The organism is Mesorhizobium sp. 1B3, from assembly GCF_050958605.1.
GTDB lineage: Bacteria > Pseudomonadota > Alphaproteobacteria > Rhizobiales > Rhizobiaceae.
On sequence record NZ_JBJHDO010000003.1, the window covers coordinates 1 to 23,640 of the forward strand.

Annotated in this window: 26 protein-coding genes and 2 tRNA genes; 11 read left to right on the forward strand and 17 right to left on the reverse strand. The window is 61.8% G+C overall.

Annotated features, from left to right (window positions below; genetic code table 11):
- Positions 1–187: 187 nt before the first annotated feature.
- From ACCO56_RS09050 to ACCO56_RS09080, 7 genes are all read right to left on the reverse strand, one after another.
- Positions 188–1,054 (reverse strand): tetratricopeptide repeat protein, encoded by an 867-nt coding sequence (locus ACCO56_RS09050; RefSeq protein WP_433639863.1) that lies wholly within the window; start codon positions 1,052–1,054, stop codon positions 188–190.
- On the reverse strand, positions 1,041–2,765 hold the full coding sequence (gene ilvD / locus ACCO56_RS09055; protein WP_433639865.1) for a dihydroxy-acid dehydratase: 1,725 nt from the start codon (positions 2,763–2,765) through the stop codon (positions 1,041–1,043). Before ilvD ends, ACCO56_RS09050 begins: the two co-directional genes overlap by 14 nt.
- Positions 2,766–3,251: 486 nt before the next feature.
- Entirely contained in the window at positions 3,252–6,035 is a 2,784-nt protein-coding gene (locus ACCO56_RS09060; RefSeq protein WP_433639867.1) for a valine--tRNA ligase, read from the reverse strand.
- 213 nt (positions 6,036–6,248) lie between these two features.
- On the reverse strand, positions 6,249–6,953 hold the full coding sequence (locus ACCO56_RS09065) for a PopZ family protein (RefSeq protein WP_433639870.1): 705 nt from the start codon (positions 6,951–6,953) through the stop codon (positions 6,249–6,251).
- A 153-nt stretch (positions 6,954–7,106) separates the two neighbouring features.
- Positions 7,107–8,498 (reverse strand): TolC family outer membrane protein, encoded by a 1,392-nt coding sequence (locus tag ACCO56_RS09070; protein WP_433639872.1) that lies wholly within the window; start codon positions 8,496–8,498, stop codon positions 7,107–7,109.
- A 171-nt stretch (positions 8,499–8,669) separates the two neighbouring features.
- On the reverse strand, positions 8,670–9,344 hold the full coding sequence (locus ACCO56_RS09075; protein ID WP_433639874.1) for a protein-L-isoaspartate O-methyltransferase family protein: 675 nt from the start codon (positions 9,342–9,344) through the stop codon (positions 8,670–8,672).
- Between the two features lie 81 nt (positions 9,345–9,425).
- Positions 9,426–9,499: transfer RNA gene (locus ACCO56_RS09080), tRNA-Cys, on the reverse strand.
- A gap of 178 nt (positions 9,500–9,677) precedes the next feature.
- On the opposite strand from ACCO56_RS09080, the gene ACCO56_RS09085 reads away from it, so the two are divergent.
- From ACCO56_RS09085 to ACCO56_RS09100, 4 genes are all read left to right on the forward strand, one after another.
- Positions 9,678–9,899, forward strand: a complete 222-nt coding sequence (locus tag ACCO56_RS09085) for a hypothetical protein (protein ID WP_433639877.1) — start codon at positions 9,678–9,680, stop codon at positions 9,897–9,899.
- Between the two features lie 177 nt (positions 9,900–10,076).
- Positions 10,077–10,475, forward strand: a complete 399-nt coding sequence (locus tag ACCO56_RS09090) for a cupin domain-containing protein (protein ID WP_433639878.1) — start codon at positions 10,077–10,079, stop codon at positions 10,473–10,475.
- Positions 10,476–10,577: 102 nt separating this feature from the next.
- Positions 10,578–10,883 carry a hypothetical protein gene (locus ACCO56_RS09095; RefSeq protein WP_433639881.1) on the forward strand — a complete coding sequence of 102 codons (306 nt, stop codon included), beginning with the start codon at positions 10,578–10,580 and terminating at the stop codon, positions 10,881–10,883.
- A gap of 158 nt (positions 10,884–11,041) precedes the next feature.
- A complete protein-coding gene (locus ACCO56_RS09100; protein WP_433639883.1) occupies positions 11,042–11,536 on the forward strand; it encodes a DUF2243 domain-containing protein in 495 nt (164 codons plus the stop codon).
- 71 nt (positions 11,537–11,607) lie between these two features.
- Here ACCO56_RS09100 and ACCO56_RS09105 read toward each other — a convergent pair whose 3' ends face one another.
- Both ACCO56_RS09105 and ACCO56_RS09110 read right to left on the reverse strand, forming a co-directional pair.
- Positions 11,608–12,120: an HD domain-containing protein gene (locus ACCO56_RS09105; RefSeq protein ID WP_433639884.1), complete on the reverse strand. Its 513-nt coding sequence runs from the start codon at positions 12,118–12,120 to the stop codon at positions 11,608–11,610.
- A gap of 210 nt (positions 12,121–12,330) precedes the next feature.
- A complete protein-coding gene (locus tag ACCO56_RS09110) occupies positions 12,331–12,615 on the reverse strand; it encodes a PGPGW domain-containing protein (protein WP_433639886.1) in 285 nt (94 codons plus the stop codon).
- A gap of 165 nt (positions 12,616–12,780) precedes the next feature.
- Here ACCO56_RS09110 and ACCO56_RS09115 point away from each other — a divergent pair.
- A tRNA-Asn gene (locus ACCO56_RS09115) sits at positions 12,781–12,855 on the forward strand.
- A gap of 60 nt (positions 12,856–12,915) precedes the next feature.
- Here ACCO56_RS09115 and ACCO56_RS09120 read toward each other — a convergent pair.
- The 3 genes from ACCO56_RS09120 to ACCO56_RS09130 form a co-directional block, all read right to left on the reverse strand.
- Entirely contained in the window at positions 12,916–13,044 is a 129-nt protein-coding gene (locus ACCO56_RS09120) for an autotransporter outer membrane beta-barrel domain-containing protein (protein ID WP_433639889.1), read from the reverse strand.
- 230 nt (positions 13,045–13,274) lie between these two features.
- A complete protein-coding gene (locus ACCO56_RS09125) occupies positions 13,275–13,661 on the reverse strand; it encodes a type II toxin-antitoxin system VapC family toxin (RefSeq protein WP_433639890.1) in 387 nt (128 codons plus the stop codon).
- The gene (locus tag ACCO56_RS09130) at positions 13,658–13,915 is read right to left on the reverse strand and encodes a type II toxin-antitoxin system Phd/YefM family antitoxin (RefSeq protein ID WP_433639892.1); all 258 of its coding nucleotides are present in this window, start codon (positions 13,913–13,915) and stop codon (positions 13,658–13,660) included. Before ACCO56_RS09130 ends, ACCO56_RS09125 begins: the two co-directional genes overlap by 4 nt.
- Before the next feature lie 170 nt (positions 13,916–14,085).
- Here ACCO56_RS09130 and ACCO56_RS09135 point away from each other — a divergent pair, with 170 nt between their 5' ends.
- Both ACCO56_RS09135 and ACCO56_RS09140 read left to right on the forward strand, forming a co-directional pair.
- A complete protein-coding gene (locus tag ACCO56_RS09135) occupies positions 14,086–14,322 on the forward strand; it encodes a PepSY domain-containing protein (RefSeq protein ID WP_433639895.1) in 237 nt (78 codons plus the stop codon).
- Positions 14,323–14,938: 616 nt separating this feature from the next.
- Positions 14,939–15,688, forward strand: a complete 750-nt coding sequence (locus ACCO56_RS09140; protein ID WP_433639898.1) for a 2OG-Fe(II) oxygenase — start codon at positions 14,939–14,941, stop codon at positions 15,686–15,688.
- A 42-nt stretch (positions 15,689–15,730) separates the two neighbouring features.
- Here ACCO56_RS09140 and ACCO56_RS09145 read toward each other — a convergent pair whose 3' ends face one another.
- The 3 genes from ACCO56_RS09145 to ACCO56_RS09155 all read right to left on the reverse strand — a co-directional run bounded on the left by ACCO56_RS09145 (position 15,731) and on the right by ACCO56_RS09155 (position 17,505).
- Entirely contained in the window at positions 15,731–16,153 is a 423-nt protein-coding gene (locus tag ACCO56_RS09145) for a VOC family protein (protein ID WP_433639899.1), read from the reverse strand.
- Between the two features lie 121 nt (positions 16,154–16,274).
- On the reverse strand, positions 16,275–17,000 hold the full coding sequence (locus ACCO56_RS09150; protein WP_433639901.1) for a class I SAM-dependent methyltransferase: 726 nt from the start codon (positions 16,998–17,000) through the stop codon (positions 16,275–16,277).
- Between the two features lie 73 nt (positions 17,001–17,073).
- Entirely contained in the window at positions 17,074–17,505 is a 432-nt protein-coding gene (locus tag ACCO56_RS09155) for a DUF983 domain-containing protein (RefSeq protein WP_433639903.1), read from the reverse strand.
- A gap of 451 nt (positions 17,506–17,956) precedes the next feature.
- On the opposite strand from ACCO56_RS09155, the gene ACCO56_RS09160 reads away from it, so the two are divergent.
- From ACCO56_RS09160 to ACCO56_RS09170, 3 genes are read left to right on the forward strand one after another with little or no spacing between them, the layout of a single operon-like run.
- Positions 17,957–19,393, forward strand: coding sequence for a cytochrome ubiquinol oxidase subunit I (locus tag ACCO56_RS09160; protein ID WP_433639905.1), 1,437 nt, complete (start codon positions 17,957–17,959; stop codon positions 19,391–19,393).
- A 4-nt stretch (positions 19,394–19,397) separates the two neighbouring features.
- Positions 19,398–20,405, forward strand: coding sequence for a cytochrome d ubiquinol oxidase subunit II (gene cydB / locus ACCO56_RS09165; protein WP_433639907.1), 1,008 nt, complete (start codon positions 19,398–19,400; stop codon positions 20,403–20,405).
- Entirely contained in the window at positions 20,405–20,548 is a 144-nt protein-coding gene (locus ACCO56_RS09170) for a DUF2474 domain-containing protein (protein ID WP_433639910.1), read from the forward strand. The genes cydB and ACCO56_RS09170 overlap by 1 nt, the downstream gene beginning before the upstream one ends.
- Before the next feature lie 15 nt (positions 20,549–20,563).
- Here ACCO56_RS09170 and ACCO56_RS09175 read toward each other — a convergent pair whose 3' ends face one another.
- Entirely contained in the window at positions 20,564–21,952 is a 1,389-nt protein-coding gene (locus ACCO56_RS09175) for a PLP-dependent aminotransferase family protein (protein ID WP_433639913.1), read from the reverse strand.
- A gap of 190 nt (positions 21,953–22,142) precedes the next feature.
- Entirely contained in the window at positions 22,143–23,069 is a 927-nt protein-coding gene (locus ACCO56_RS09180; protein WP_433639915.1) for a manganese catalase family protein, read from the reverse strand.
- Between the two features lie 268 nt (positions 23,070–23,337).
- On the opposite strand from ACCO56_RS09180, the gene ACCO56_RS09185 reads away from it, so the two are divergent.
- Positions 23,338–23,469 (forward strand): hypothetical protein, encoded by a 132-nt coding sequence (locus ACCO56_RS09185; protein WP_433639917.1) that lies wholly within the window; start codon positions 23,338–23,340, stop codon positions 23,467–23,469.
- Positions 23,470–23,640 lie beyond the last annotated feature (171 nt).

Here is a 23,640-nt window from a genome sequence, read left to right on the forward strand (position 1 = left end):
ACCTCATACAAGGGGTGTTCCAGAGACCGCCGACGATCCGTGAGATGTGTGAATGTCGTAGCCGTAAAGCGGGGAGAGATGTCCGGCAGGACAGTGAGGGGCTACTCGCGACCGGTCAAAAATCAACGCCCATGACATTAGGCGAGGCAGCTTGCGGCGGGAGTTGCAACGCGAGGCGTGACCGCCCCTAGCGGCCGCCGCCGCTGGCGGCAACGCCGTTCCCGCCTCCGTCGCCCAGGCCGCGGTCTCCCTGGCTCAGAATGTCTTCCGCCAAAGCGATAGCGGTGCGCCGATCAGCTTCCGGTGCGACGGCGAAAGCCTCCTCCTGCATGTTGCGGATCCAAACCCGGTCCGCCGAATCGGCCCGCTCGAGCGCAGCCGTCATCATGGCGAGGCCCCGCACCATCTTGCCGCTCTGGAAAAGCAGATGACCGAGCGTGGCCTGCGCGCCAGCATGGCCTTTCTCGGCGGCGAGCTGAAGCCACCGGCCGGCCTGCCTGACGCTGGCCTTCACACCACCCTCGCCCCTGAGGAACATCTTGCCCATTTCGAACTGGGCGGTCGGATTCCGATAATTGGCGGCGGCGCGCATGTAATACTCCTGCGCCGTGACGGGATCGGCGGCGACCGGGCTGCCGGGAATTCCCTTCTTCAGATATGCGCCAAGGGCGACAAGCGCGTCCGAGACATAACTTTCTTCAGGGCTGCCAGGCTCGACATCCTGCTGCGCGATCTCGGAGAAGAACTTGAAAGCTTCGTAGTCGTTGCGCGCGACACCGTCCCCTTCGGCATACATGCGGGCAAGCTTCCAGGTTGCGCCAAGCTGCCCCTTCTCGGCCGCATATTTGTAAGCTTCGACGGCTTGTTCCTTATGGCCGCTCTTGTAGGCGGAAAAACCGAAACGGAACACGTCCCACGGGCTGGATTGCTCCTTCACGCCGGTCTTGTCATCGAAGACCTTATCATCGAAAGCCAATGCCCTTCCCGTCCCGCCGACCGAAGCAGCGAGCGCAGTGGAAAACGCGGCAACACGTACGACTTCAGATATCCGCATAGCAGTGTGTTTCTTTGGCGCCGCCCGGATGGGTGACGGCCCCATCGCGGGCCGGCCCGACCGTTTGTGCGTATTTCCAGAGAGCGCCCGACTGGTAGTCCGTCGCTCGCGGTTTCCATTTCTTTGCCCGTGCCGCCAGCTCGGCATCCGTCAGTTCGACGTTCAACGTTCCGTTGACGGCGTCGATGGCGATGACGTCGCCGTCCTTCAGCAATCCGATCGGGCCGCCGCCGGCCGCCTCCGGCCCGACATGGCCGATGCAGAAGCCGCGCGTTGCCCCCGAGAACCGCCCATCGGTAATCAAGGCCACCTTGTTTCCCATGCCTTGTCCGTAGAGAGCGGCGGTCGTCGCCAGCATCTCACGCATGCCGGGTCCGCCACGCGGACCTTCGTAGCGGATGACGAGAACCTCGCCTTCCCGGTAATCGCGGTTCGTGACCGCTTCGAAACACTCTTCTTCGCTGTCGAAACAGCGCGCCGGTCCCTTGAATTGAAGCACCGACATACCCGCAACCTTCACGATCGCACCTTCGGGGGCCAGATTGCCCTTGAGGCCGACCACTCCGCCAGTCGTGGTTATCGGCAAATTCGCCGGACGCACCACGTCCTGATGCTCGTTCCAGGAAACATGGTCCATGTTTTCGGCCAAAGTGCGGCCGGTCACCGTGAGGCAATCGCCATGGAGATAGCCATGCTCCAGAAGCGTCTTCATCAGGAGCGGAATGCCCCCCGCCTCGAACATGTCCTTGGCCACATACCTGCCGCCGGGCTTCAGGTCCGCGATGTACGGCGTCTTTTCGAAAATGGATGCCACGTCGAAAAGGTCGAACTTGATGCCGGCCTCGTGGGCGATCGCGGGCAGATGCAGCGCCGCATTGGTCGAGCCGCCCGTCGCGGAAACGACGGCCGCCGCGTTCTCGAGCGCCTGGCGGGTGACGATGTCGCGCGGACGGATGTTCCTGGCGATCAGCTCCATGACCTTCTCGCCGCTGGCGAAATTGAAGCGATCGCGCATCTCATACGGCGCAGGCGCGCCACAGGAGTATGGCAAGGCGAGACCGATAGCCTCGGCCACCGTGGCCATGGTGTTGGCGGTGAACTGGGCGCCGCACGACCCCGCGGACGGGCAGGCCGCCTGCTCGATCTCAAGGAGGTCGTCGTCGCTGATCGCGCCGACCGAATGCTGTCCAACGGCTTCGAACACGTCCTGCACCGTGATCTGCCGGCCGCGATATGTGCCGGGAAGGATCGAGCCGCCATAGATGAAGATCGACGGCACGTTGAGGCGGACCATGGCCATCATCATGCCGGGCAGCGACTTGTCGCAACCGGCGAGGCCGACCAAGCCGTCATAGCAATGGCCGCGCATGGTGAGCTCGACCGAATCGGCGATCACGTCTCGCGACACGAGCGACGACTTCATGCCCTGATGGCCCATCGCGATTCCGTCGGTAACGGTGATGGTGCAGAATTCGCGCGGCGTCCCGTTGGCGGCGGCTACCCCCTTCTTGACTACCTGCGCCTGCCGCATCAGCGAGATATTGCAGGGCGCCGCTTCGTTCCAGCAACTCGCGACCCCGACGAGCGGCTGGGCGATCTCCTGTGTGGAAAGGCCCATCGCATAAAGATACGAGCGATGCGGAGCGCGGGCCGGACCCTCGGTCACGTGTCGGCTCGGCAACCTGGCCTTTGAGATAGCTTTAGTGTCCATCTTCTTCCCTGCCGCGGGACGCGGCTTCTTCGTCGGGTGCGCCCCCTCAGGTGCCCGCTCGAAGACATCTTTCGGGGTGCGCCGGGTTTATGGCGGGAAGTAGGCAAACTCTTCCGCGCTCTCCATAACGCGAAGCTTCTTGAGAGAGTGTTGCCGAATCGTCACTGAGCACGCCGGGCGATATCCCAGGCGGTCTGCCGAGATTTGACTTACCCCGCCCGCGGTCGCGGAAGCCCAGGAAATCTCGGCCCGATGCCCGGAGCGTTTCGTTCATCTCGACAGTTGGATGCAGGAAGGCGCCTATACCTTTGTCTTCGCAGCATTTTCATGAGGCCATGTGTACGCACACGGCTGCCGAGGGCCACCGTCCATCCGGAGGCGGCTACCGTCCGACCTTCAGGTTTGCGGAGACCCCGCGCGCAGGTGTTCGGACCGCGGACACCGCCCGGCACAAATTCTGGAAGTGCGAAATCGCAAGCGGAAGCGTCAGCCGGCCTCTTCGACCCGGGAAAGAGCCGTCTTCAGCTTCAGTGCGGCCTCCTGGAATTCGGCGAGCTTGTCACGCTCGGCCGCTACCACCTCTTCGGCCGCCTTCGCGACGAACTGAGGATTGGAGAGCTTTTTCTCGATTCTGCCGATCTCACCTGAAACCTTGTCGAGTTCCTTCTTCAACCGGGTAGCTTCGGCGGCGAGATCGATCAGGCTGCCGAGCGGGAGGCAGGCCGTAGCCTCGCCGACGACGATTTGCGCCGAGCCTTTCGGCGCCTCCCCGGCATGGCTGATCTCGCCAATGCGGGCCAGCCGCTGGATCGCCGAGACGTGCCGTTCAAGTCGGTCCCGGGTCACGGCATTCGCGTCCACCATGACCAGGGGCGCAGTCGCCGCCGGGGGAACATTCATCTCGGCGCGGACGGAGCGGATGCCTGAAACCAGATCGACGAGCCAGTTAATCTCCGATGCGGCTTCGGCGTCCTCGAAGCGCGGCGCCGGCCAGGCAGCGTGGCAAAGGAGGGAGGAGCGCTCCCCGCCTTCGCCGGCCGTGCGCGCCCACAGCTCCTCCGTCATGAACGGCATGAAGGGATGGAGCAGCTTGTAGATTTCATCCAGCACGAAGGCCGCGACCGCCTGGCTTTCGGCCCTGGCCGCCTCGTCCTCTCCCGAGAACACCGGCTTCAGCAGCTCCAGATACCAGTCGCAGAAGAGATTCCATACGAAGCGATATGCAGCCCCCGCCGCCTCGTTGAAGCGATAGGAGGTGATGCCTTCTGTGATCTCCTTCGATGCGCGCGTCAGCTCGGTCAGTATCCAGCGATTGATCGTGAGCCTGGCGTCGATCAGCGGGAAGTCGTCGTTGCGGGCGACGCCGTTCATCTGCGCGAAGCGCGTAGCATTCCACAGCTTGGTACCGAAATTGCGATAGCCGGCGACCCGAGCCGGATCGAGCTTCACGTCCCTGCCCTGGGCCGCCATGATCGCCAAGGTGAAACGAAGCGCATCCGCCCCGTATTCGTCGATCAATTCGAGCGGATCGATGACGTTGCCCTTCGACTTCGACATCTTGGCGCCGTTCTTGTCCCGCACCAGGGCGTGCACGTAGACCGTGTCGAACGGCTCCTGCTCCAGGAAGTGCAGGCCCATCATCATCATGCGGGCGACCCAGAAGAAGATGATATCGAAGCCGGTGACCAGCACGCTGGTCGGATAATAGGTCTTCAGCTCAGGCGCCTCGTCCGGCCAGCCGAGCGTGGAGAACGGCCAAAGCGCCGAGGAGAACCAAGTGTCCAGCACGTCCTCGTCGCGCGTCAGGATGTTGCCGGGTTCGAAATTCTCGAGCTGGTCCTCGACCCATGCTTTCCACGGTCCGTCGAGAGCAAGGTAATATTCGACCGCGGCGTCGAGGGCCTCCTCTTCCGTCTTCTCGACGAAGACATGGCCGTCCGGCCCATACCACGCCGGGATCTGGTGTCCCCACCACAGCTGACGCGAGACACACCACGGCTGGATGTTTTTCATCCATTCGAAGTAGGTCTTCTCCCAGTTCTTGGGAACGAATTTGGTGCGTCCCTCGCGCACCGAAGCAATCGCGGGCTTGGCGAGCTCGGCGGCGTTGACATACCACTGGTCGGTGAGGAACGGCTCGATCGGCACGCCGCTCCGGTCGCCATGCGGAACGGCATGGCGGTGCGGCTCGACCTTGGCAAGGTAGCCGCCGGCTTCCATCATCTCCACGATCTTCTTGCGGGCAGCAAAGCGATCGAGCCCATGCAGGGCGGCAAGGGTTTCCTCAAGTTGCGAGTCGACCTTAAGTCCCGCCAGGAAGTCCTCGTTTTCCCTAAGGGTTATGGCGGCCTCTGTGGTCAGGATGTTAATGGCCGGCAGGCGGTGTCGCTTGCCAACCTCGAAGTCGTTGAAATCATGCGCAGGCGTGATCTTGACGGCGCCGGTTCCCTTCTCCGGGTCGGAATACTCGTCGGCGACGACGGGGATCCGTCGTCCCACCAGCGGCAGTATGAGGTTGCGGCCGATCAGATGAAGGTACCGCTCGTCCTCGGGATGCACCGCAACGCCTGTGTCCCCAAGCATGGTCTCGGGCCGCGTCGTTGCGACGGTGATGAAGGTGGTCGGGTTTTCCGGGTCGAAGGTTGCGCCTTCGAGCGGATAACGGAAGTGCCAGAGGTTCCCGTTGAGTTCCTGCTGCTCGACCTCGAGATCAGAGATGGCTGTCAGCAGCTTGGGATCCCAGTTCACAAGGCGCTTGTCCTTGTAGATCAATCCCTGCTTGTAGAGGGTGACGAAGACCTCGACGACCGCTTTCGACAGGCCTTCGTCCATCGTGAAGCGTTCCCGCGACCAGTCTGCGGAGGCGCCGAGGCGCCGCAACTGGTTGGAGATCATGCCGCCGGATTCGGCCTTCCACTCCCACACTTTCTGGACGAATTCGTCGCGACCGATATCCCGGCGATGGACTTGCCGCTCCATGAGGCGGCGCTCGACCACCATCTGCGTCGCAATACCGGCGTGATCCATGCCCGGCTGCCAGAGGACATTCTTGCCGCGCATGCGCTCGAACCGGACCATGATGTCCTGCAGCGTGTTGTTCAGCGCGTGGCCCATGTGCAGCGAGCCAGTGACATTGGGAGGCGGAATGACGATGCTGAAGGATTCGGCGCCTGGTTCGGCACCTGCGCCAGCCCTGAACGCGCCTGTCGCTTCCCAGGTCCGAGCGATCCGCGGTTCGATCGCTTTGGCATCGTAGGTCTTGTCAAGCATGGGGGTTTTCCGCAACTGGGGGAAATTGTCGACTGGCTGTAAACCGGATGGGTCGGCGCGAGTCAACAAGGCGCGTCGATCACGCCTCGCAGTCGGAGGGCCTGTACGCGAATAACCGCATCCTTATAGTTGATAGGCTGCGCCCTACGACCCCCCTCTGTCCGGCAGGACAGAGAGGTGTCGTAGGGCGTGGATTCGTCGAAGCGATCCGGCTTACCCTCCGCGCGCGACGCGCTCGATCTCTTCGCGAACGAGACGCTCGACCAGGGTCGGCAGGTTGTTGTCCAGCCAGTCCTGCAGCATTGGCCGCAGCATTTCTTCGGCCATCTCGTCGAAGCTTTTACGCCGGCTCGCGGCGAAAGCTTCGGAAAGCTCGCTGAACGCAGCCGCGACCTGCCGCCCTGGCTGTTCGGAGATGATAGCAGGCCGCGAGGCCTGGAGCGAACGCGGCTCAGCCGGCGCGGCCGCAGGCTCGCCTCCTTCGACAGGAGCGTCTGGGGCCTGTTGCATGGCCTCGCCTGCCACCGGCTCGACGTTGAGCTCACTGGCAGCCGCTTGCCGAGTGCTGAAGGCTTTCTCGGTGCGCTCGCTCGACGACAGAGCGCCGAAGGGCTCGTCGTCAGGCTTAGCTTCCCCTGCCATTTGCTCTTTAACCTCGCCCAACGTGGCCGCGGCGTCGGCCAGCGCGCTCTCGGCAAGCCGTAATGCGGGATCGCGCTCCGCTCTGCCGCGCAACTCTGCCCTGAAGGCATCGACCTCGATGACTGCGCCTTCGCTGCGCTCGCCTGGGTGGTCGAGCCGCTGCAAACCATCGCCGGGCTTCCGCCCAACCTGATCGCTATCCTCAATGATCCGACGGATGGATGCGAGGATCTCTTCCATCGAAGGTTCGCGCTGCGCGCTGCTTGCCTGTGCCATCGTCACATCCGCCGCCCTTGTGACCTGATTGCCGCTCATAGCGTTTGCCGGAAAGTGGTTCCGAATCAAACATTAGGGTAGCGGAGCACGGCCTTCGATAGAATCCCCCGGCAGGGAGGCCGCGCGCTTTCACACAGCAAATTGATTTTGGCGTCAGCGGCCGTCGGGGGTCCTCAGCCCAAACCACTTGTCCTTGACGGCGTTGTAGTGCTCTTTCGGCTCGTATTCCTCGACCGCCAAGCCGACCTTGCCGGCCGAAAGACGACCGACCGTGCCCAGGATCGCGTAGCTTGCCACTACGACGTCACGCTCGGTGGATGCCAGGTTGATCTGGGCGCCGATCACGTCGGCCTGGGCATTGAGCACGTCGAGCGTCGTGCGCTGACCGACGTTGCGTTCCTCGATCACGCCGTTGAGGGCTAGGCGGGAAGCAGAAACCACGGCCCGATTGGCAACCGTTGCCTCCTGCGCAGCGACGAACTGGCTCCACGCCGAGGCGACATTCGAACGGACCTGGTCACGCGCCACGTCCACCTGGATGCGCGCCTCTCCAAGCTGCTCCTTAGTCTGACGGACCTGTGCCGCGACGCGCCCACCCTGATAGAGCGGCACCGTCAGCGTCGCTCCGATATTCGCCGAATCGCTTTGACCCGAACCGCCGCCTGACAGCGATTCGAGTGCGCCCACGTCTGGCGAGATGTTCCGATTGGTGCGGGAAACACCGACCGAGGCGCTCAACTGCGGCAGCAACTGTCCTTCAGTCGATTTCACCTGGAAAGCGATTGCGTCAACCAAGTGCTCAGAAGCGAGGATGGCCGGATGCTGCGTCTCGGCCAGGGTAAAAGCCTGATCCAGGGATTTCGGCAGATTCTTTGCCGGGCCGGGAGGCGTGAGTTGACCAGGCGCCTCGCCTATGACGCGGCGGTAGATCGCCTCGCTCGTAAGTGCCTGGGCGCGGGCGGAGGACAATTGCGACACGGCCAGCGAGCGGTCGGCCTCGGCCTGGGCAACGTCGGTACGTGTGCCCTCGCCGACATCGAAGCGTGACCTTGCCGCTCGCACCTGCTCTTCCAGGAACTCGAGATTGCTCTGGCGTAGCCTCACGATCTGTCGGTCGCGAATGACGTCCATATACGCCGTCGCAGCGTCGATCAGCACCGTTTGCTCGGTATTTCGCAAACTCTCTCTCGAAGCGCGCACCTGCGATTCCGCGGCGCGGACGTTGTTCCTGGTCTGGAAGCCATCGAACAGGGTTTGTTGGAGCTCGATGCCGTAGGTGCCAACGGTTATCCTTTGTGGAGACGTGACGCCGCTGGTCGATGTGTAGCTGCCTGAAGCGGTGGCCGCGATTCTCGGACGATAGCCGGACTTGGCGATCGCTACGCTCTCGTCCGTGGCGCGCAGGCCGGCACGGGTCGAGTTGAGCGTCGAATTAAGCTTGTAAGCCTTGGCCAGGGCGCCGGACAGGGTCTCGCCGAACGCCGGCGAAAGCGCCGTCGTAGCCAGAATTGCGGCGGCAAATAAACTTTTGCGCAATACCCTCACGATATACCCCTATCCAATTGGTGGAGCGGCTGCGCCGGCCCACCGTCAAACTCAGCCGACTGTAACTCTTCCGGCCATTCCGATTCCGGCCCTCCCCCTGGCCCTGAATCAGCAGACACCGTCGAAATTGCAACGCACCATGGATATGCGCGGATCGCAAGAGAATCGCGCTTAAAATTCGAACACCGGGGCCTTTTCGAATCCCGGTAGTGGCTTTACTGCCGCATTAAAGCCCCTTCGGCCAGTCACGATACCGCTGTCCCTGACATACAGCTTGGCGACCCCGGCATTGCCGATACCCTCGACGGCGACCAACCTGCCGCCTTCCTTCAATTGGTCAAACAGCGCCTCGGGGATTTCGCCGACAGCGCCCTCGATCACGATCACGTCATAGGGCGCCTCGTCCGGGTAACCCTCCCGGAGCGCCCCCTGCACGACCGCGACATTGTCGTAGCCGAGCGACCCGAGCAACGAACCGGCCCGCTCAGCGAGCCCCGATTCGCTCTCCAGCGCGATCACCGATCCGGCAACCAGCGACAGGACCGCCGAGGAATAGCCCGTGCCGCAGCCGACATCGAGCACGACGTCTCCCTGCCTTACGTCGGCAAGTTGGAGCAGCTTGGCAAAAGGCGACGGTTCCATGAGGTAGCGGGCGCCGCCATCGGCGCTGGCCGGAGCGATCTCAATATCCTCGTCGATGTAGGCCAGGGCCCGGCGTCTGGCGTCGACGAAAGCCTCGCGCGGTACCGAACCCATGGCCGCGAGCAAGGGTTGGTTCGTCACGTCGGTTGTGCGCAACTGACCATCGACCATTTTCGCGCGGTGTTGGGAAAAATCGGCGTTCATTCCTGTCGCCCAGCTTTTTCTACGCGCAACCGTGCGTATCAATCCGGGTAGAACACCTTGATCGTCATTTGTTGCTGGGATTGGAGGCCTCGCCCGGAATCGAACCGGGGTGCAAGGATTTGCAGTCCTCTGCGTAACCACTCCGCCACGAGGCCTCGCCGCTCCCGGCGTTCTACGCGGCTTCAATAGGTTGCGCGAAATTTGGCGTCAAGTCGGCACCGCTCATTCTAAACGTTTTCCTCAATGGCGACTGAGCGCCTGTTCCCGGCCGTCCGATGGACGATCGGAACTTTTGCGCCGGCGCGCCTTTCCTGTTGCAAGGAGGACAGTGCGATGACTGCAAGACCGAAGATTACGACCGGATCGAACGATCGGCCGAAGGACGACACGATTGCGCAGACCGGCCCGGGGCTGCCTGACGACACTTCCCGACCTGTGGAGGCTACGGACGACCAGATCAAGCATGCGAAAGAATCGCTTCGCGAGACTCCGCGTCAAAAACTCAAGCGTGAAGTCGACGAGGAAATCGAGCTCTCCCAAAAGGGCGCCGAGTAACATACCAGGCCGCCGTCTTATTCGTCCTCGATGGACGCTGGCCTCGCGCACCCTGCTCCCGACGGCGCTCGGCGTTCCATGCCCCGCGCCTGAAATGCATGCCGGGCTTGGTAACAAACGTTCAAGCAATATGGCCGCCAGCGCGTTACCCACCAGTCGAGTGACAAGGAGGCTAGGATGCTTCAACGCAAGCCGATTGTTCTTTCTCTCAAGCAGGGGCGGATTTACGATTGCGGCACGATGACAGCCGTCTTCAAAGCGGACGGGATCGAAACCGCTGATCGTTACTGCGCCTCGGAGTGGTGGCTGGAGCCAAACTCCAAAGGGCCGGGCGCACATTCTCATGAGGAGAATGACGAACTGTTTTTTGTCATCGAAGGCCAGCCAAGCATCCTGATCGGAGAGACTTGGCACGAATCCCCGGCGGGTTCGTTTCTGTTGATTCCCGCATCAACAACCCACGACTTCGAGAATCGCACCACCGCGCCCGCCGGTCTCTTCAACGTTTTCATCCCGGGCGGATTCGAAAAAAACATGACGGGTATTGTGGAGTGGTTCCGCCGAAGCGCCCGCTAAGCTTTCCGAGATGGCCGCTTGATCTCATGCGCCCGGGCATCATGGTTCCGGATCAGTTCAGAGGTTCGCGCGTTTGGCTCTTACGCAATGGGAGCAAGAGCAATGAATGTCGCCAACCTACAACTCGAGGGCCTACTGATGGCCATTGCGTCGATCAATCACGCCCTCGTCCGGAAGGGAGTTCTGTCGGCTCAAGAGATAGAGATCGCCTTACGGAAAGCCGAGGCGAGCGGGACCGGTGAGGAACGCTCGGAAGATTTGTCGCCGGCCAATCGCGACGCAGTCAATTTCCCGATCAGATTATTGCAGTTGGCAAACCGTTGTCAGCCGGAGGCTGATATACCGCCGTTTTCGGAACTCGCTGAAATGGTCGGGCAATTGAAAAGGCCCTACAACGACCAGATGTGAAGTCAGTGTCGGCCAGCCCGGCTATGGCCCAGCGGCTGGCTGCTATGTCTCGACGACGGGCGGCTCACCTGCACGACCGAATAACCGATCGACCCTCAGATTGCGCCTCTGTGTCGGAACAGTTGGCACGGGCGTCGGTTCGACGGAGAGGAGAGAACATGGCTGACCCGGACAGAAAATTTCCCGTCGCGGCCGGTGTCTTCTTCGGCCTAGGTCTCGGCGGCTTCTTCGACGGGATTGTGTTTCACCAGATCCTGCAATGGCACCACATGGTCACCAGTGCCGGCTACCCGGCCGATAGCGTCGAGAACCTGGAGTTCAACACGTTGCTGGACGGGCTCTTTCACGCCAGCACCTACGTTTTCGTGTTCATTGGCCTGCTGCTGCTGTGGCGGACCGCCCATCGGTCGCATCTACGATGGTCCGGAAAGCTATTAGCTGGATCGATCCTGATCGGTTTCGGCATCTTCAATCTGGTGGAAGGGTTCGTGAACCACCAGCTGCTCGGCCTTCACCACGTGAACGAAACCGTTCCCCGACACCAGTGGATCTATTGGGACATAGGCTTCTTGGTCTGGGGCGCGATCATGGTCGGCGTAGGCTGGATTCTGCTCCGAGTCGGCCGACGCGAATCCCCACCTGGGGCCGCATAGATGGTTAGGTGGCACAAGATGGTCTACCCCCTTATCTCCAGGTCGCATCGCGTGCAGGCGATGCGTAGCGCTCAGGCCTCCGCGCTGTCTTGCTGCGCTCGCCTCCAAAGAGCGGGGTCGCCTTCCCTGAGTACGCGAAGAAGCGCTTGCTTCTCCCGCCGGTAAACTCTCCAGAAGCCTGGATCGTGAGGCTTGATTGCCTTCGTGTTGTCGATCAGGTCGGCGAGCTTGATGGTCTTGGCCTCAGGAGGTGCCTTTGCGCTGTGTTCGAGATCGATCGCCTTGCGGGTACGGCGGTTTCCATCTTCCGGTCTCGACACATCGGTCAACCAGTCGACGAGTTCCGCCACTTTCGGCCCGAACTCTGCTTCGATCTGGTCAATTGTAATGGGCGTATCCTCGACAACGTCATGAAGATAGGCTGCGGCGATCATCTCCGGCGTGTGCGGAACGGTCCTGACGATTTCCGCCACGGCAACAGGATGCACGATGTAGGGTTCGCCCGTGTACTTCCGCCGCTGATCTATGGATTCATGAGCCCTGGTGGCAAATTCCAGCGCGCGTTCGCAGAGATCTTTCGTCACCTGCGGCTCCCTTGCCATTGAGGAGATCCAGCCGCGAGCGTTCGGCCCGAACCTCGCTAGACCCCTCAAACACCATGCCGCCCGACGCGCCGCCTTGGGGAATGATCCCACTCGATTGCGGTGGCGAATTGGAACGTGGCGGCTAAGCAGTCTTTCCGCCAGCAGGAGTCGGGGCATCGGGCGGCCCTGGTTGCCCGAATCGCTCCCGCCTCAGGGTCTCTTCTTCCGCGCCTTGCGACGCTCCCAACGCACGACCGTGCGTCGGCGCAGGCGCCTGACAACGTGGAATTCATAGGAAAGCACGAGCAGGCCAAGGGGAATCATCCAAAAACCGAGCACCGGCAGGAACCCCAGCAGCCCCAGGAATACGAGCACGATACCGATCGCAACGCGGAGTGGACGCGATCTCGGAAGTTCATAATCGCGGCCGAGCAGGGAAAGCTTCGGCCCGCGCGGTGGCCTATGATCGTGTTTCAGTGCTCTGCCTCTCTTCATGGGCCGCTGTCGGCCTGCCTGCTTTCCTGGAAGTCCGCATATGATCGTGCTTGCGGGCGATTGCGAGGACCATTTTGAAAAAAACCTCGCGAATTGAAGATTGGTTCTTTGCAAAGGGGAAAATGGTTTGCTATAGGCCGGCCACGTTTTCGCGAGCCCTATCGTTCCCCGGTAGCTCAGCGGTAGAGCAACCGGCTGTTAACCGGTTGGTCGCTGGTTCGAATCCGGCCCGGGGAGCCATTCTTTTTAAGCGGCGGCAGCGAGCGCGAGCGTTTCCTCGGCTATCAATGAGCCATCCGGTCACCAACGGACCCTCAACCCGATCTCGCCGCCGATCGCCTCGCCCAAGCCATCAAATTCGATCTGATAGTCGACATTGGCATAGACCGCGATGTTTTCGCGAAGGTCAGCACCCAGTCCAGCGTTCAAATAATCGCGGACCCGGAAAAATCGGAATCGAATGGCAGGGGGCCTTCATCCGAGGAAAATGCCGTCACCGGCGATTCTAGAAACCGATAGGCGTAGCTGGCGCGCAGCCCCCCGCTTTATTGGATCACTCCGGCCCCAACGGCGGCGCGGGTGTCTCGGGCGCGCTGGCGCGGGCACAGAGCGAACTGCCCGGTCTTCGAGCGCTTTTATCCTCCAGCAAACGAGCCACTTTAGCCGAGAGCGGCCTCGATGTCCGTCCCCGAGAAATCCTCGCCCACATAGAGCAGCGGGCAGGCGTGCTCTCTTGCCACTTCATAGGCGAAACAATCCCCGAAGTTCAGCGCAGCTGGATGAATTCCCTTCCCCCACCGCTCATAGGCTTGAGAGATGCGCCGGGCGGAGGCAGGCGTCACGCTGACGATCTCGAAGCCGAGCCCCTCGATCAGCTGCGCCATTTCCTCTCCGACGTTGCGGCGGGCCGCGACAATCAACGCCTCGGCCACCGTGCCGGCGGAGATAAGCAGACGATCCTCCGTCTCGAGATTTGCAGAACAGGCGTTGGCCTCAGGCTCATTCAGCACGATCGCCATCAGTGCGGACGTGTCGACCGCGATCATCCGGGCAGCCCCTCTTCACCGTAGAGAAAATCCTGGCTGCGTGCGGCGTTCGGGCCATCGGTCGCCTTTTCGGCAGCGGCGGCGCGAACCGCTTCGAGCAAGGCTTTGCGAGACTTTCTGTCGAGCATCGTCTTCACCGGCACGAGCCGCACAGCGGGATGGCCGTGGCGAGTCAGGATGACCTCATCTCCTGCCTCAGCACGGCGGACCAATTCCGTCAGCTGACCTTTGGCTTCTGTGACCGATATCTGCACGACAAAGCGCCTGCCCATTTGGATGCGGCTCCGAAAATTAGACCATTAACTGGACCATTTCAACGGTTCGGAACGTTTGCCGCCAACAATGCTACAACCCGCCACTATCGAGGCAGCTTCGAAGTCTCTACCATTGGTATAGTGGCGGGCTGCTATACGAGGGAAACACCATGCGTTTTTTGATCGCCATCATCATCGCCGCTACTGCCAGCGTTGCTCTGGCTGCGCCACCAGCCGGCACTAAGCTGTCGACACTCATAGCCAAGGTCGAAGAGGCGCATCCGGGAATAGTCATCGATGACATCGACTGGAGCGATCGTGGCTTCTGGGAAGTGGAAGGCTATGTGAACGGCGCTGAAATCGAGCTGCGCGTAGATCCCGCCGGCACCATAATCAACCGCCGATAGGTTGCTGCACGCGTGAGCGGCGGAGCAGATCGAACAATATATCTTGAGCCAGGGCATCGGCTCGGCGCCCAGCTTGCGGTCGACCACGCCGTGCCGTGCCATGTGACCGTCCAGCCGACGCGCGTGCAGAGATGGTTGAGCTTGCGCTTGGCGGCTTTGTCCTGGCAGCCTGTTCTTCCGCGGGGATGGCGGCGCGCAAGACTTCCTTCCCCTCTCACCTGATACAGAGCGCTACATAAGAGACTATTTTCTTTTATTCTGATTCTGTTTCTCTTATGGGGTAACTTTTCCAAATTTCGTTTGATTTAATTGTGTTTTTCGACGCGATTTCAACGAGTTTCCTCCGACTTTCGATCAAGTTTTCGCCGAGTTTCGCGCCTCGCGATCACAAATCGGCACCGCTTCGGCAGCCGAGAAAAATTCTCGAGGTCGCTTTCCCGAGGTCGATCCTTCGCTGATGGCTCCGCCGGAACCCTGCTCGCAATCGGCGCTTTCTATCTGACCGGCAGGCAAGAAGCGGGTGGCCCCGTGGTTCACCGGTGCCATAAAACGACATTGTCCGCATTGACGCGGGCGGTAGCAGGAAGATTCCGACATGGTCGAAATGGAGGCTAAGATGGACGCTCCCCGCGAAACCACATCTCTCGCTGCCCCAAGCCAATCGGCCGCGGCGCGGATGGCCCTCTATGATTGGCCAACACTATCCGGCGAACTCGACAGTTTCGGCTGCGCCGTGATGGAAAATCTCCTTGCCCCCAAAGAATGCCGGGAAATCGCCGCCCTCTATTCGGAGGAAAGCCATTTCCGCAGCCATATCCACATGGCTCGACACGGCTTCGGCAAGGGCGAATACCGATATTTCAAATATCCCTTGCCCCGCCTGCTCGCGGAGCTGCGCACCGCGCTCTACCCACCTCTGGCCGAGGTGGCCAATGAGTGGAACAGGAAGATGGACGTGGACCTGCGCTATCCCTTGGAGCACGCCGCCTTCCTGCGGCAATGCCACGAACAAGGCCAGACGCGCCCGACTCCACTTCTACTTCAATATGTTGCGGGCGACTTCAACTGCCTGCATCAGGATCTCTATGGCGATCTTGCCTTCCCACTGCAGGTGGCCATCCTGCTCTCCGAACCCGGCAAGGATTTTACTGGGGGCGAGTTCGTTCTGACCGAACAACGCCCCAGAATGCAGAGCCGTGCCGAAGTCGTCCCGCTGCGCCAGGGCGACGCGGTCGCCTTTGCCGTCCACAACCGGCCGGTCCAGGGCACCAAAGGGCACTATCGCGTCAACCTGCGGCACGGCGTAAGCCGGGTCCGCTCAGGCATGCGCCACACCATGGGCATCATCTTCCACGACGCGAAATAGCCTCGCGCGCGCTGCATGACGGTGTCCCGCGGGGCGATGCCGTCACTCCGGTGGAAGAAACGCAGGATTGAAGACGACCTCCCACAAATGGTCATCGGGGTCCTGGAAATAGCCCGCATAACCTCCCCAGAACGTTTTCTGAGCTGGCTTGACCAGACGGGCACCGGCAGCGATCGCCTGCTCCATCGCGGCATCGACCTCCTGCTCGCTGCCGACGTTGTGGCCAAGCGTAAACTCGGTAGGGCTGCGCGCGGACTGGTCGATCCCGGCATCCCTGGCAATGCTCTCCCGCGGGAAGATGGCGAGCTTCATTCCATGCTGGAGATCGAAGAAGGCGACCGCACCATGCTCGAACTCAGTGCCCATGATTCCTTCCGTCGATAGGCCGAGCCCATCACGGTAGAACCTAAGCGACGCCTCGAGGTCGTCGACCCCGATCGTAAGCACACTGATCCTCGGTTTCATCGGTCGGATCTCCTCTCATACATATGCCATTATCGTCCTTCGGTCGCCGCGTTCCTCAGGAACGAGGTGGATGCGCCTGAAGCCAGGCGCACCGTGCCCGGCTCGCTGCAAGATAACACGACTATCCCAGGGCACGCGCCTTGAGCCAGAGGAAGAGGGGAATCCGGCGGTAGCTGCGCAAGCGATCGTCAGCCGTATCGTCGGGAACCGGTTCACGCAGCGCCACTACGGCCAATCCTGCCTGCTCGAGCGCGGCCATGTAGTCTTCCAGCGGCTGGGACCAGCCGGCAAAGTGCATGGTCAGCCCGCCGTGTCGTTCCTCGCCTTCGAAACGCTCGCGGCCGAAATAGCTGCCCTCGACCACGAACGGGGCGTCTGGTTCCGGCCCCGCGAAGCGGCCGCGATCGCGGAACGGATGGACGAGAGAAATGAACAGCACGCCGTCCCTTTTCATGACACGGCGCATCTCGCGAAGCGCCGCGGGCACGTCTTCGATATCCATCAGAACGTTGTAAGCCATCACCAGATCGAACTGCGCGTCGGCGAAGGGCAGCGCGCCGGCGCCGGCGACGCGATATTCCTCGGCGGAGTCGGCTTGCCGTGCAGCCTCCACCATGGCGGCCACCGCGTCGGTCGCAGTGACCCGATAGCCGAGAGCCTTCAACTCGCGGCTGATGCGTCCTTCGCCGCATCCGACTTCGAGTACGCGGCCACTGCCGAACCCGACAAATCGTGTGAAATTGTCGCGATATGCCCAGAAAGCATCATGGTCCGGCAGGCGAGCCCAGGCGATCCATTGCTCGGCCACTTCAGTCCAATGCGCTTCGTCCAGCTTGGTCCCTGTCATGATCCGTCCATCGCAAAGCACAGCCCACGCTGCGTTTACGACAGGCGTTCTCCCCAGGAAACCCCTTCAGCGATCAGGTTTTGTGACCCGAGTGCTTCGCCTTCTCATGCCAGTCGAAGTCGATCGCGCCCTCCTCGGCCTTGTGGAAATACTGCGAGGAGACAAGCCAGCCCTTTAGCGGGCGGAGCAGCGCCATGCAACTCAGGACCGTAAGAGGCAAGGTCGTGAACAGATGCACCCATAGCGGGGAATCGAAGGTCACCTGGATCCAGACGCCGAAGGCCAGGGCCGGAACGGCCGCGATGGTCATGGCGAAGAAAGCAGGGCCGTCCGCGGGATCCGCGAAGGAATAGTCGAGCCCGCAGACCTCGCAGCGCTCAGCCAGCTTGAGATAGCCGGAGAAAAGATGCCCGGTCTGGCAACGCGGGCATAGCCCTTGAATGCCGGTTTTCATCGGGTTGTCGGTAGGCGTGTAGCCTTCGGCCGAATATCTGCTGTCCTTCATGTCGGTCTCCATGGCCATGAACGGGCCTGGGCCCGTCCGGGCTCATCGACTTCACAAATAGGAGCCGGTCGCGCCCAAGGCAAGAACAATCGCCCTATAATCAACATACATTCCTATCAATTTTCTACGCGGCCGATAATTGTATGCATCTTGGCGATAGGCGAGGCACACGCATCGAGCGAAATCAATCCGCCTTCGGGTTGCGCCGGAAAGTCGCACACGCCGCCGGAACCAGGAGGAGGCGGGCAATTTCAAGCTTTCGCGCGCGGTCGGCGCTCGGAAAAGAAAGGAAAGATCGCCCTTGCGGCTTCTCGCCGCTTCCCCCGGCTCTCCTAGTCATTGGTGGAGGGCACTATAGTTTCGATACCGCGGGAGGAACGCAGCCGGGAAACCGGAAGCGGGCGGAGCAATCTTCGGTCGCCACGCGATCGACCAGATAGAGAGGTCCTTGATGTTCGGCCTGACAGCGCTGGAACTGGCCCGCATACAGTTCGGCTTCACCATTTCCTTCCATATCGTCTTCCCTGCAATCACCATCGGCCTCGCCAGCTATCTTGCCGTGCTGGAGGGGCTGTGGCTCTGGAAGCGCGATACCGTGTATCGCGACCTCTATCATTTCTGGTCGAAGATCTTTGCCGTGAACTTCGCCATGGGGGTCGTTTCCGGCCTGGTGATGGCGTACCAGTTCGGCACGAACTGGAGTTACTACTCCGCATTTGCCGGGAGTATCACCGGCCCTCTGCTCGCCTATGAGGTTCTCACGGCCTTCTTCCTGGAGGCCGGCTTTCTCGGGGTCATGCTGTTCGGCTGGAACCGGGTCGGACCGGGGCTCCATTTCTTCTCGACTATCATGGTGGCGCTCGGAACCCTCCTGTCCGCCACATGGATTCTGGCGTCCAACAGCTGGATGCAGACCCCACAGGGATTCGAGATCGTCGACAACGTCGTCGTGCCGGTGAATTGGATCGAGGTCATTCTGAACCCGTCCTTCCCCTATCGCCTCGCCCACATGACCGTCGCCGCCTTCCTCGCCACGGCGCTGTTCGTCGGCGCCTCCGGCGCGTGGCACCTGCTGCGCGGAAACGACAATCGGCGCGTGCGCACGATGCTCTCCATGGCGATGTGGATGCTGCTCGTCACGGCGCCGGTCCAGATCCTGATCGGCGACCTGCACGGCCTCAACACGCTTAAACACCAGCCCGCCAAGATCGCCGCGCTCGAGGGCCATTGGGAAAACAAGCCGGGCGAGGCCGTGCCCCTGACGCTGTTCGGCTGGCCCGACATGGAGGCGGAGGAGACACTCTATGCCCTCAAGGTCCCACATCTCGGCAGCCTGATCCTCACCCATGACTGGAACGGCCAGTTTCCCGGGCTGAAGGAATTCGCCCCCGAAGACAGACCGAATTCCACGGTGGTGTTCTGGAGCTTCCGCATCATGGTCGGCCTGGGCCTGCTGATGCTCACGCTCGCCGTCTGGGCGGCCTGGTTGCGCTGGCGCCAGAAACTTTACGCCTCGCGGCCGTTCCTGCATTTCGCAACCTGGATGGGGCCGGCCGGGCTCGTCGCTATTCTCGCCGGCTGGTACACGACCGAGATCGGCCGCCAGCCCTGGATCGTCTACGGCGTCATGCGCACCAAGGACGCGGTTTCCAACCATTCCGCCCTCGCCATGAGCGTCACGCTCATTGCTTTCGTCGTGGTCTACTTCATCGTTTTCGGGATAGGCGTTCGCTACATGCTGAAGCTCGTCGGCAAGGGGCCTGAGGTCGAGGAGGAGGATTCCCTGGAGGACGAACGCCACAGCAGCGGCCGGCCGGCCCGTCCGCTTTCCGCCGCCCCAGATCAGGTGGATTCAGACATCCCCGCCAATCAGCATGAAAGGGCCTGAGCCCATGGGTATCGATCTTCCGGTTGTCTGGGCCGTCATCATTGCGTTCGGCCTGATGATGTATGTCGTGATGGACGGTTTCGATCTCGGCATCGGCATATTGTTCCCCTTCGTGCGCGACCGCGGGGACCGCGACGTGATGGTGAACACGGTCGCACCGGTATGGGACGGCAACGAGACCTGGCTGGTCCTGGGCGGTGCCGCGCTCATGGCCGCCTTCCCCCTGGCCTATTCGGTAATCCTGAGTGCCCTATACCTGCCGCTGATTCTCATGCTGCTCGGCCTGATCTGGCGTGGTGTCGCCTTCGAGTTCCGCTTCAAGGCGGACGTGCATCACCAGGCTTTCTGGGACAAGGCGTTCGCCGGGGGCTCCTATGTGGCGACGTTCTTCCAGGGCGTTTCGCTTGGCGCTTTTCTCGATGGCTTCCCGATCGAGAACGGCGCCTATGCCGGCGGCGCGCTCGATTGGATCACCCCCTTCAGCCTGTTCACCGGCGCCGGCCTGCTCGTCGCCTACGCACTGCTCGGCTGCACCTGGCTGATCATCAAGACCGAAGGCCCGCTTTATGAACGCATGGTGACGCTGGCGCGTCCGGCGACGCTCGCTCTCCTCGTGGTGATCGGCATCGTCAGCCTGTGGACGCCTTTCGCCCATCCCGACATCGCCGAGCGATGGTTCAGCTACCCCAACATCGTCTTCTTCTCACCGGTTCCGATCCTGGTTCTGGTGAGCGGATGGGCGATCCTGCGATTGCTCGACCGTCAGCCGCACGTCGCGCCGTTCCTGCTCGCGCTGTTTCTGCTGTTCCTCGGCTATAGCGGGCTCGGCATCAGCCTCTGGCCGAACATCATCCCGCCGGACGTTTCGATCCGGGAGGCGGCCGCCCCGGCCCAGAGCATGGGCTTCACGCTCGTCGGGGCGCTATTCATCATCCCGATCATTCTCGCCTACACCGCGTGGTCGTATTATGTTTTCCGCGGCAAGGTGAAAGCTGGGGAAGGATATCACTGATGCGCGAGCCGACCGAAGCACCGGCTTCCCTACCGAAACGCATCGGCTGGCTCATCCTCATCTGGACGGCGAGCGTGCTGGCCCTCGGCGCGGTCGCACTCGCCTTCCGGTTCCTGATGAACCTCGCCGGCCTGACGGCCTGACAGCGAGCCGATCCGCTAGACCACCATCGCCGACATGGCGGGCTGCTGGCCAAGCAGATCGGCGACGATGCGCAGGCTCGTCGCGAGGGCCTGCTGGTCGGAGGCAGCGCCGAGCCCGAGGCGCACGGCTTCCTGCGCCGGTCCCGAGACTGCGAAGGCATCGCTGGTCACCACGCCGATCCCAGCCGAGCGAAGACGGGTCGCGAATTCGGCGCGGCTCCACTGCGCCGGGAGCCTGAGCCAGGCATGGAAAGCCGCCGGATCTGTCTCAACCAGGCTGGGGGGTAGGATTCGCGACAGGATCCGCTGCCGCTCACCTGCTTCCTTCCTGATCGCCGCGAGCACGGATTGGGCGATCCCGCTCTCGATCCATCGGGTGGCGATCGACGCCGTCAAAGGAGATGCCATGCCCGCGGTGGCGCGGACCGCGCTTGCGACCTGCCCCGCGCCACGATCCCGCGGAACGACCAGATAGGCAACCCGCAAGGCCGGCGCCAGACATTTCGCCAGCCCGGCAACATGATAGACCATGTCCGGGGCGAGCGCCGCGAAGGGCGGCACCGGCTCGGCGGGCAAAGCCCCGTAAGCATCGTCCTCGACGATCGGTAAATCGTGCCGCCGCGCTATCGCGATGATGCGCTCGCGCCTCGCTGGCGAAAGCGTGATCGTGGTGGGGTTGTGTAGCGTCGGGTTGATGTAGAGCGCCTTCGGCGCTCCCTCCCGGCAATGTTCCTCCAGTGCTTCTGGAACCAAGCCTTCGTCATCCATGCCGACGCCGACCACGCGGATCCGCAGGTAATCGGCGACCGCGCGGAATCCCGGATAGGTCAACTGGTCGGCAAGGATCGTTTCTCCGGGTGCGGCGAGCGATCCCAGCAAGGCCAGCAGCGCTCCTTGCGCGCCTGGGCAGACAACCAGCCGAGTGACGTCGATGCCCCCCAACCGCGGCGCAAGCCACTGGACACCTGCCGCCCTGTCGCGCACCGCGCCGCCAGCCTCCTGATAGCGAAGCAGGAGATCCAGCCCGTCATGCATTCCGAGATCCGCCACGCCGTCCCACATCCGGGCGACAAGATCCGGATCGTCGAACCGCGGCGGCAAGTTCATGCTCATGTCGATATGCCCGCTTGGCGTCGGCGAGAAATTGGCGGGCCGCCGGGCCCGGACATAAGTGCCCTGCCCGACACGTCCTTCGACAAGGCCACGCCTTTGGGCCTCGGCATAGGCGCGGCTCACTGTGGTAAAATCGATCCCAAGTTGTTCGGCAAGCGCCCGCTGTGGAGGGAGCCGGAAGCCAGCCGGCAACCGGCCCGACGTGACGTCGGCCGACAGTGCATCGGCGATCGCCAGATAGAGAGGCCCCGCGCCTCTGGAGATGGAAGGTGTCCAGCTTGTTCCAGTCATCGTTCCGCCGCTGTCGTCATCCGCTCACATGTATGTAGATTGTATGTACGGAGTAGACAAGCGTCGGCCACGCGAACGCAGGCGGCCACTTTTTCGGCTTTGTCCCGGCCGGAATTTGTGGCGTCGAGAATGGCGGCGTTGCCGTCCGCCCTTCTCGACGGGTTTTCTGGCTTTCCCTCCCGCGGTCGTTCTACCGCGATGCCTGGTAGAGCTTGGTTGCGATCTCGAACATTTCCTCCGGCGCGTAGTCCGGCGTGAAGGCGGATGGCTCGCCAACCAGTTCTTGGATTTTCCCGCCGTCAGGCATTCCCTCGACCACCTCGAGCTCACCCGGAGGGTCATCAGGGAGAGCCATTTCTCCGTTGCCCCAGATGCCTGATATTTCGCGGTAATCCTCGGGGCTGAACGTGTAGAGCCGGCGGTGTGAGCCTTCTTCCAGATATTTCTGGCTCTCGGGGATGTTTGCCAGGGGGATGTTGGGCGTCGGAAGCATCTTCTCGATCTCGACGCCAGTTATCTTCTTGAGGGCAAGGGCGTAGGAGTGGGCATGCACCGAGCCCCTCACGAGCAGATAGCCGCAAATCTCTCTTCCGGTTGGATCCGAGAGGGTCTCGTACACGCGCAGCTTGTGGAGCCGGGCCCCGCACTCGAGATGAAAATTGTGCAGAAGATCGAAGATGACGTTGCCTGTCGTCGTGACGAAATCCTTGTTCCAACTCAGGCCGTTCGAGTCGATCGGCACTGCGCCGCCGCCGTGGGACAGGAAGCCGGCGGCCAGTCTGGCATCCTTCATCTTGTCGAATGGGGCGCCGGTGATATCGGTCGGTCCGACCATATCGCGATCGGGTACATCCGGGCCGTTCGCAAGCATGGCGACTCCGTTGCAAACCAACTCGACATGGCCGAGCTCTTCGGCGGTGATCGCCGCGACCAGGCTGTAGAATGGCCTCAGCTTGCTCTTTGACCGGAAATTGAAGCTCTGGAAGAGATAGTTCCCAAGTGTGGACATCTCTCCGTATTTCCCGCCCAGCAACTCCTGAAGAGCCGCGGCGGCGTTGGGGTCTTGTCGATCTGGTGCGGGGAGTTCGATCTGCAGCTTGTCTACGCGCAAGAACATGGGAGCCTCCGTTCGGGAAACCGACCGAACAGCACTCCAGCTGTATTGTTCCGGCCGCTCGGCGAATAGATCCCCGCCCGAGAGTGGCGGTCGGATCCGAACCCGCTGTCCTCGCCTAATGAGGGCGGCGAGCTAGCCCTCTTCTCCACGCCGGCAAAATTCAGGGATCGTTGGTTGCCCAGCGCTTTGAGCTCGGCTTCACCTGCTAGGAACCAGCCCCGCCAAGGCGCGTTGCTCGATCATGAGCTTCACAACAAGGATCAGGGCCATGCCGGAAGATCTATCGCGAAAAGAAGAGCAAAGCGGCACCAGAAAAATAATGATGTGGGGCGTCGCAGCAGCCGCTGTGATTTTTGTCGTTCTTTTTCTGATATTCGTCCTCGGATCAGGCGGTGCTTGACGGTCCCGGTTCGAAATCCCTGTTGAAACCAACCGGCCGATCACTCGAGTGCTCTTTGATCCGGAAACTCATAGAGGTGTCGGGCTAGGCTGCTTTCCGGTGGTGGCGTATGTTCACGCAGCTTCGGAGAGCCTGCGACCACAGAATGCCCACAGGAATCAATGTCACTCC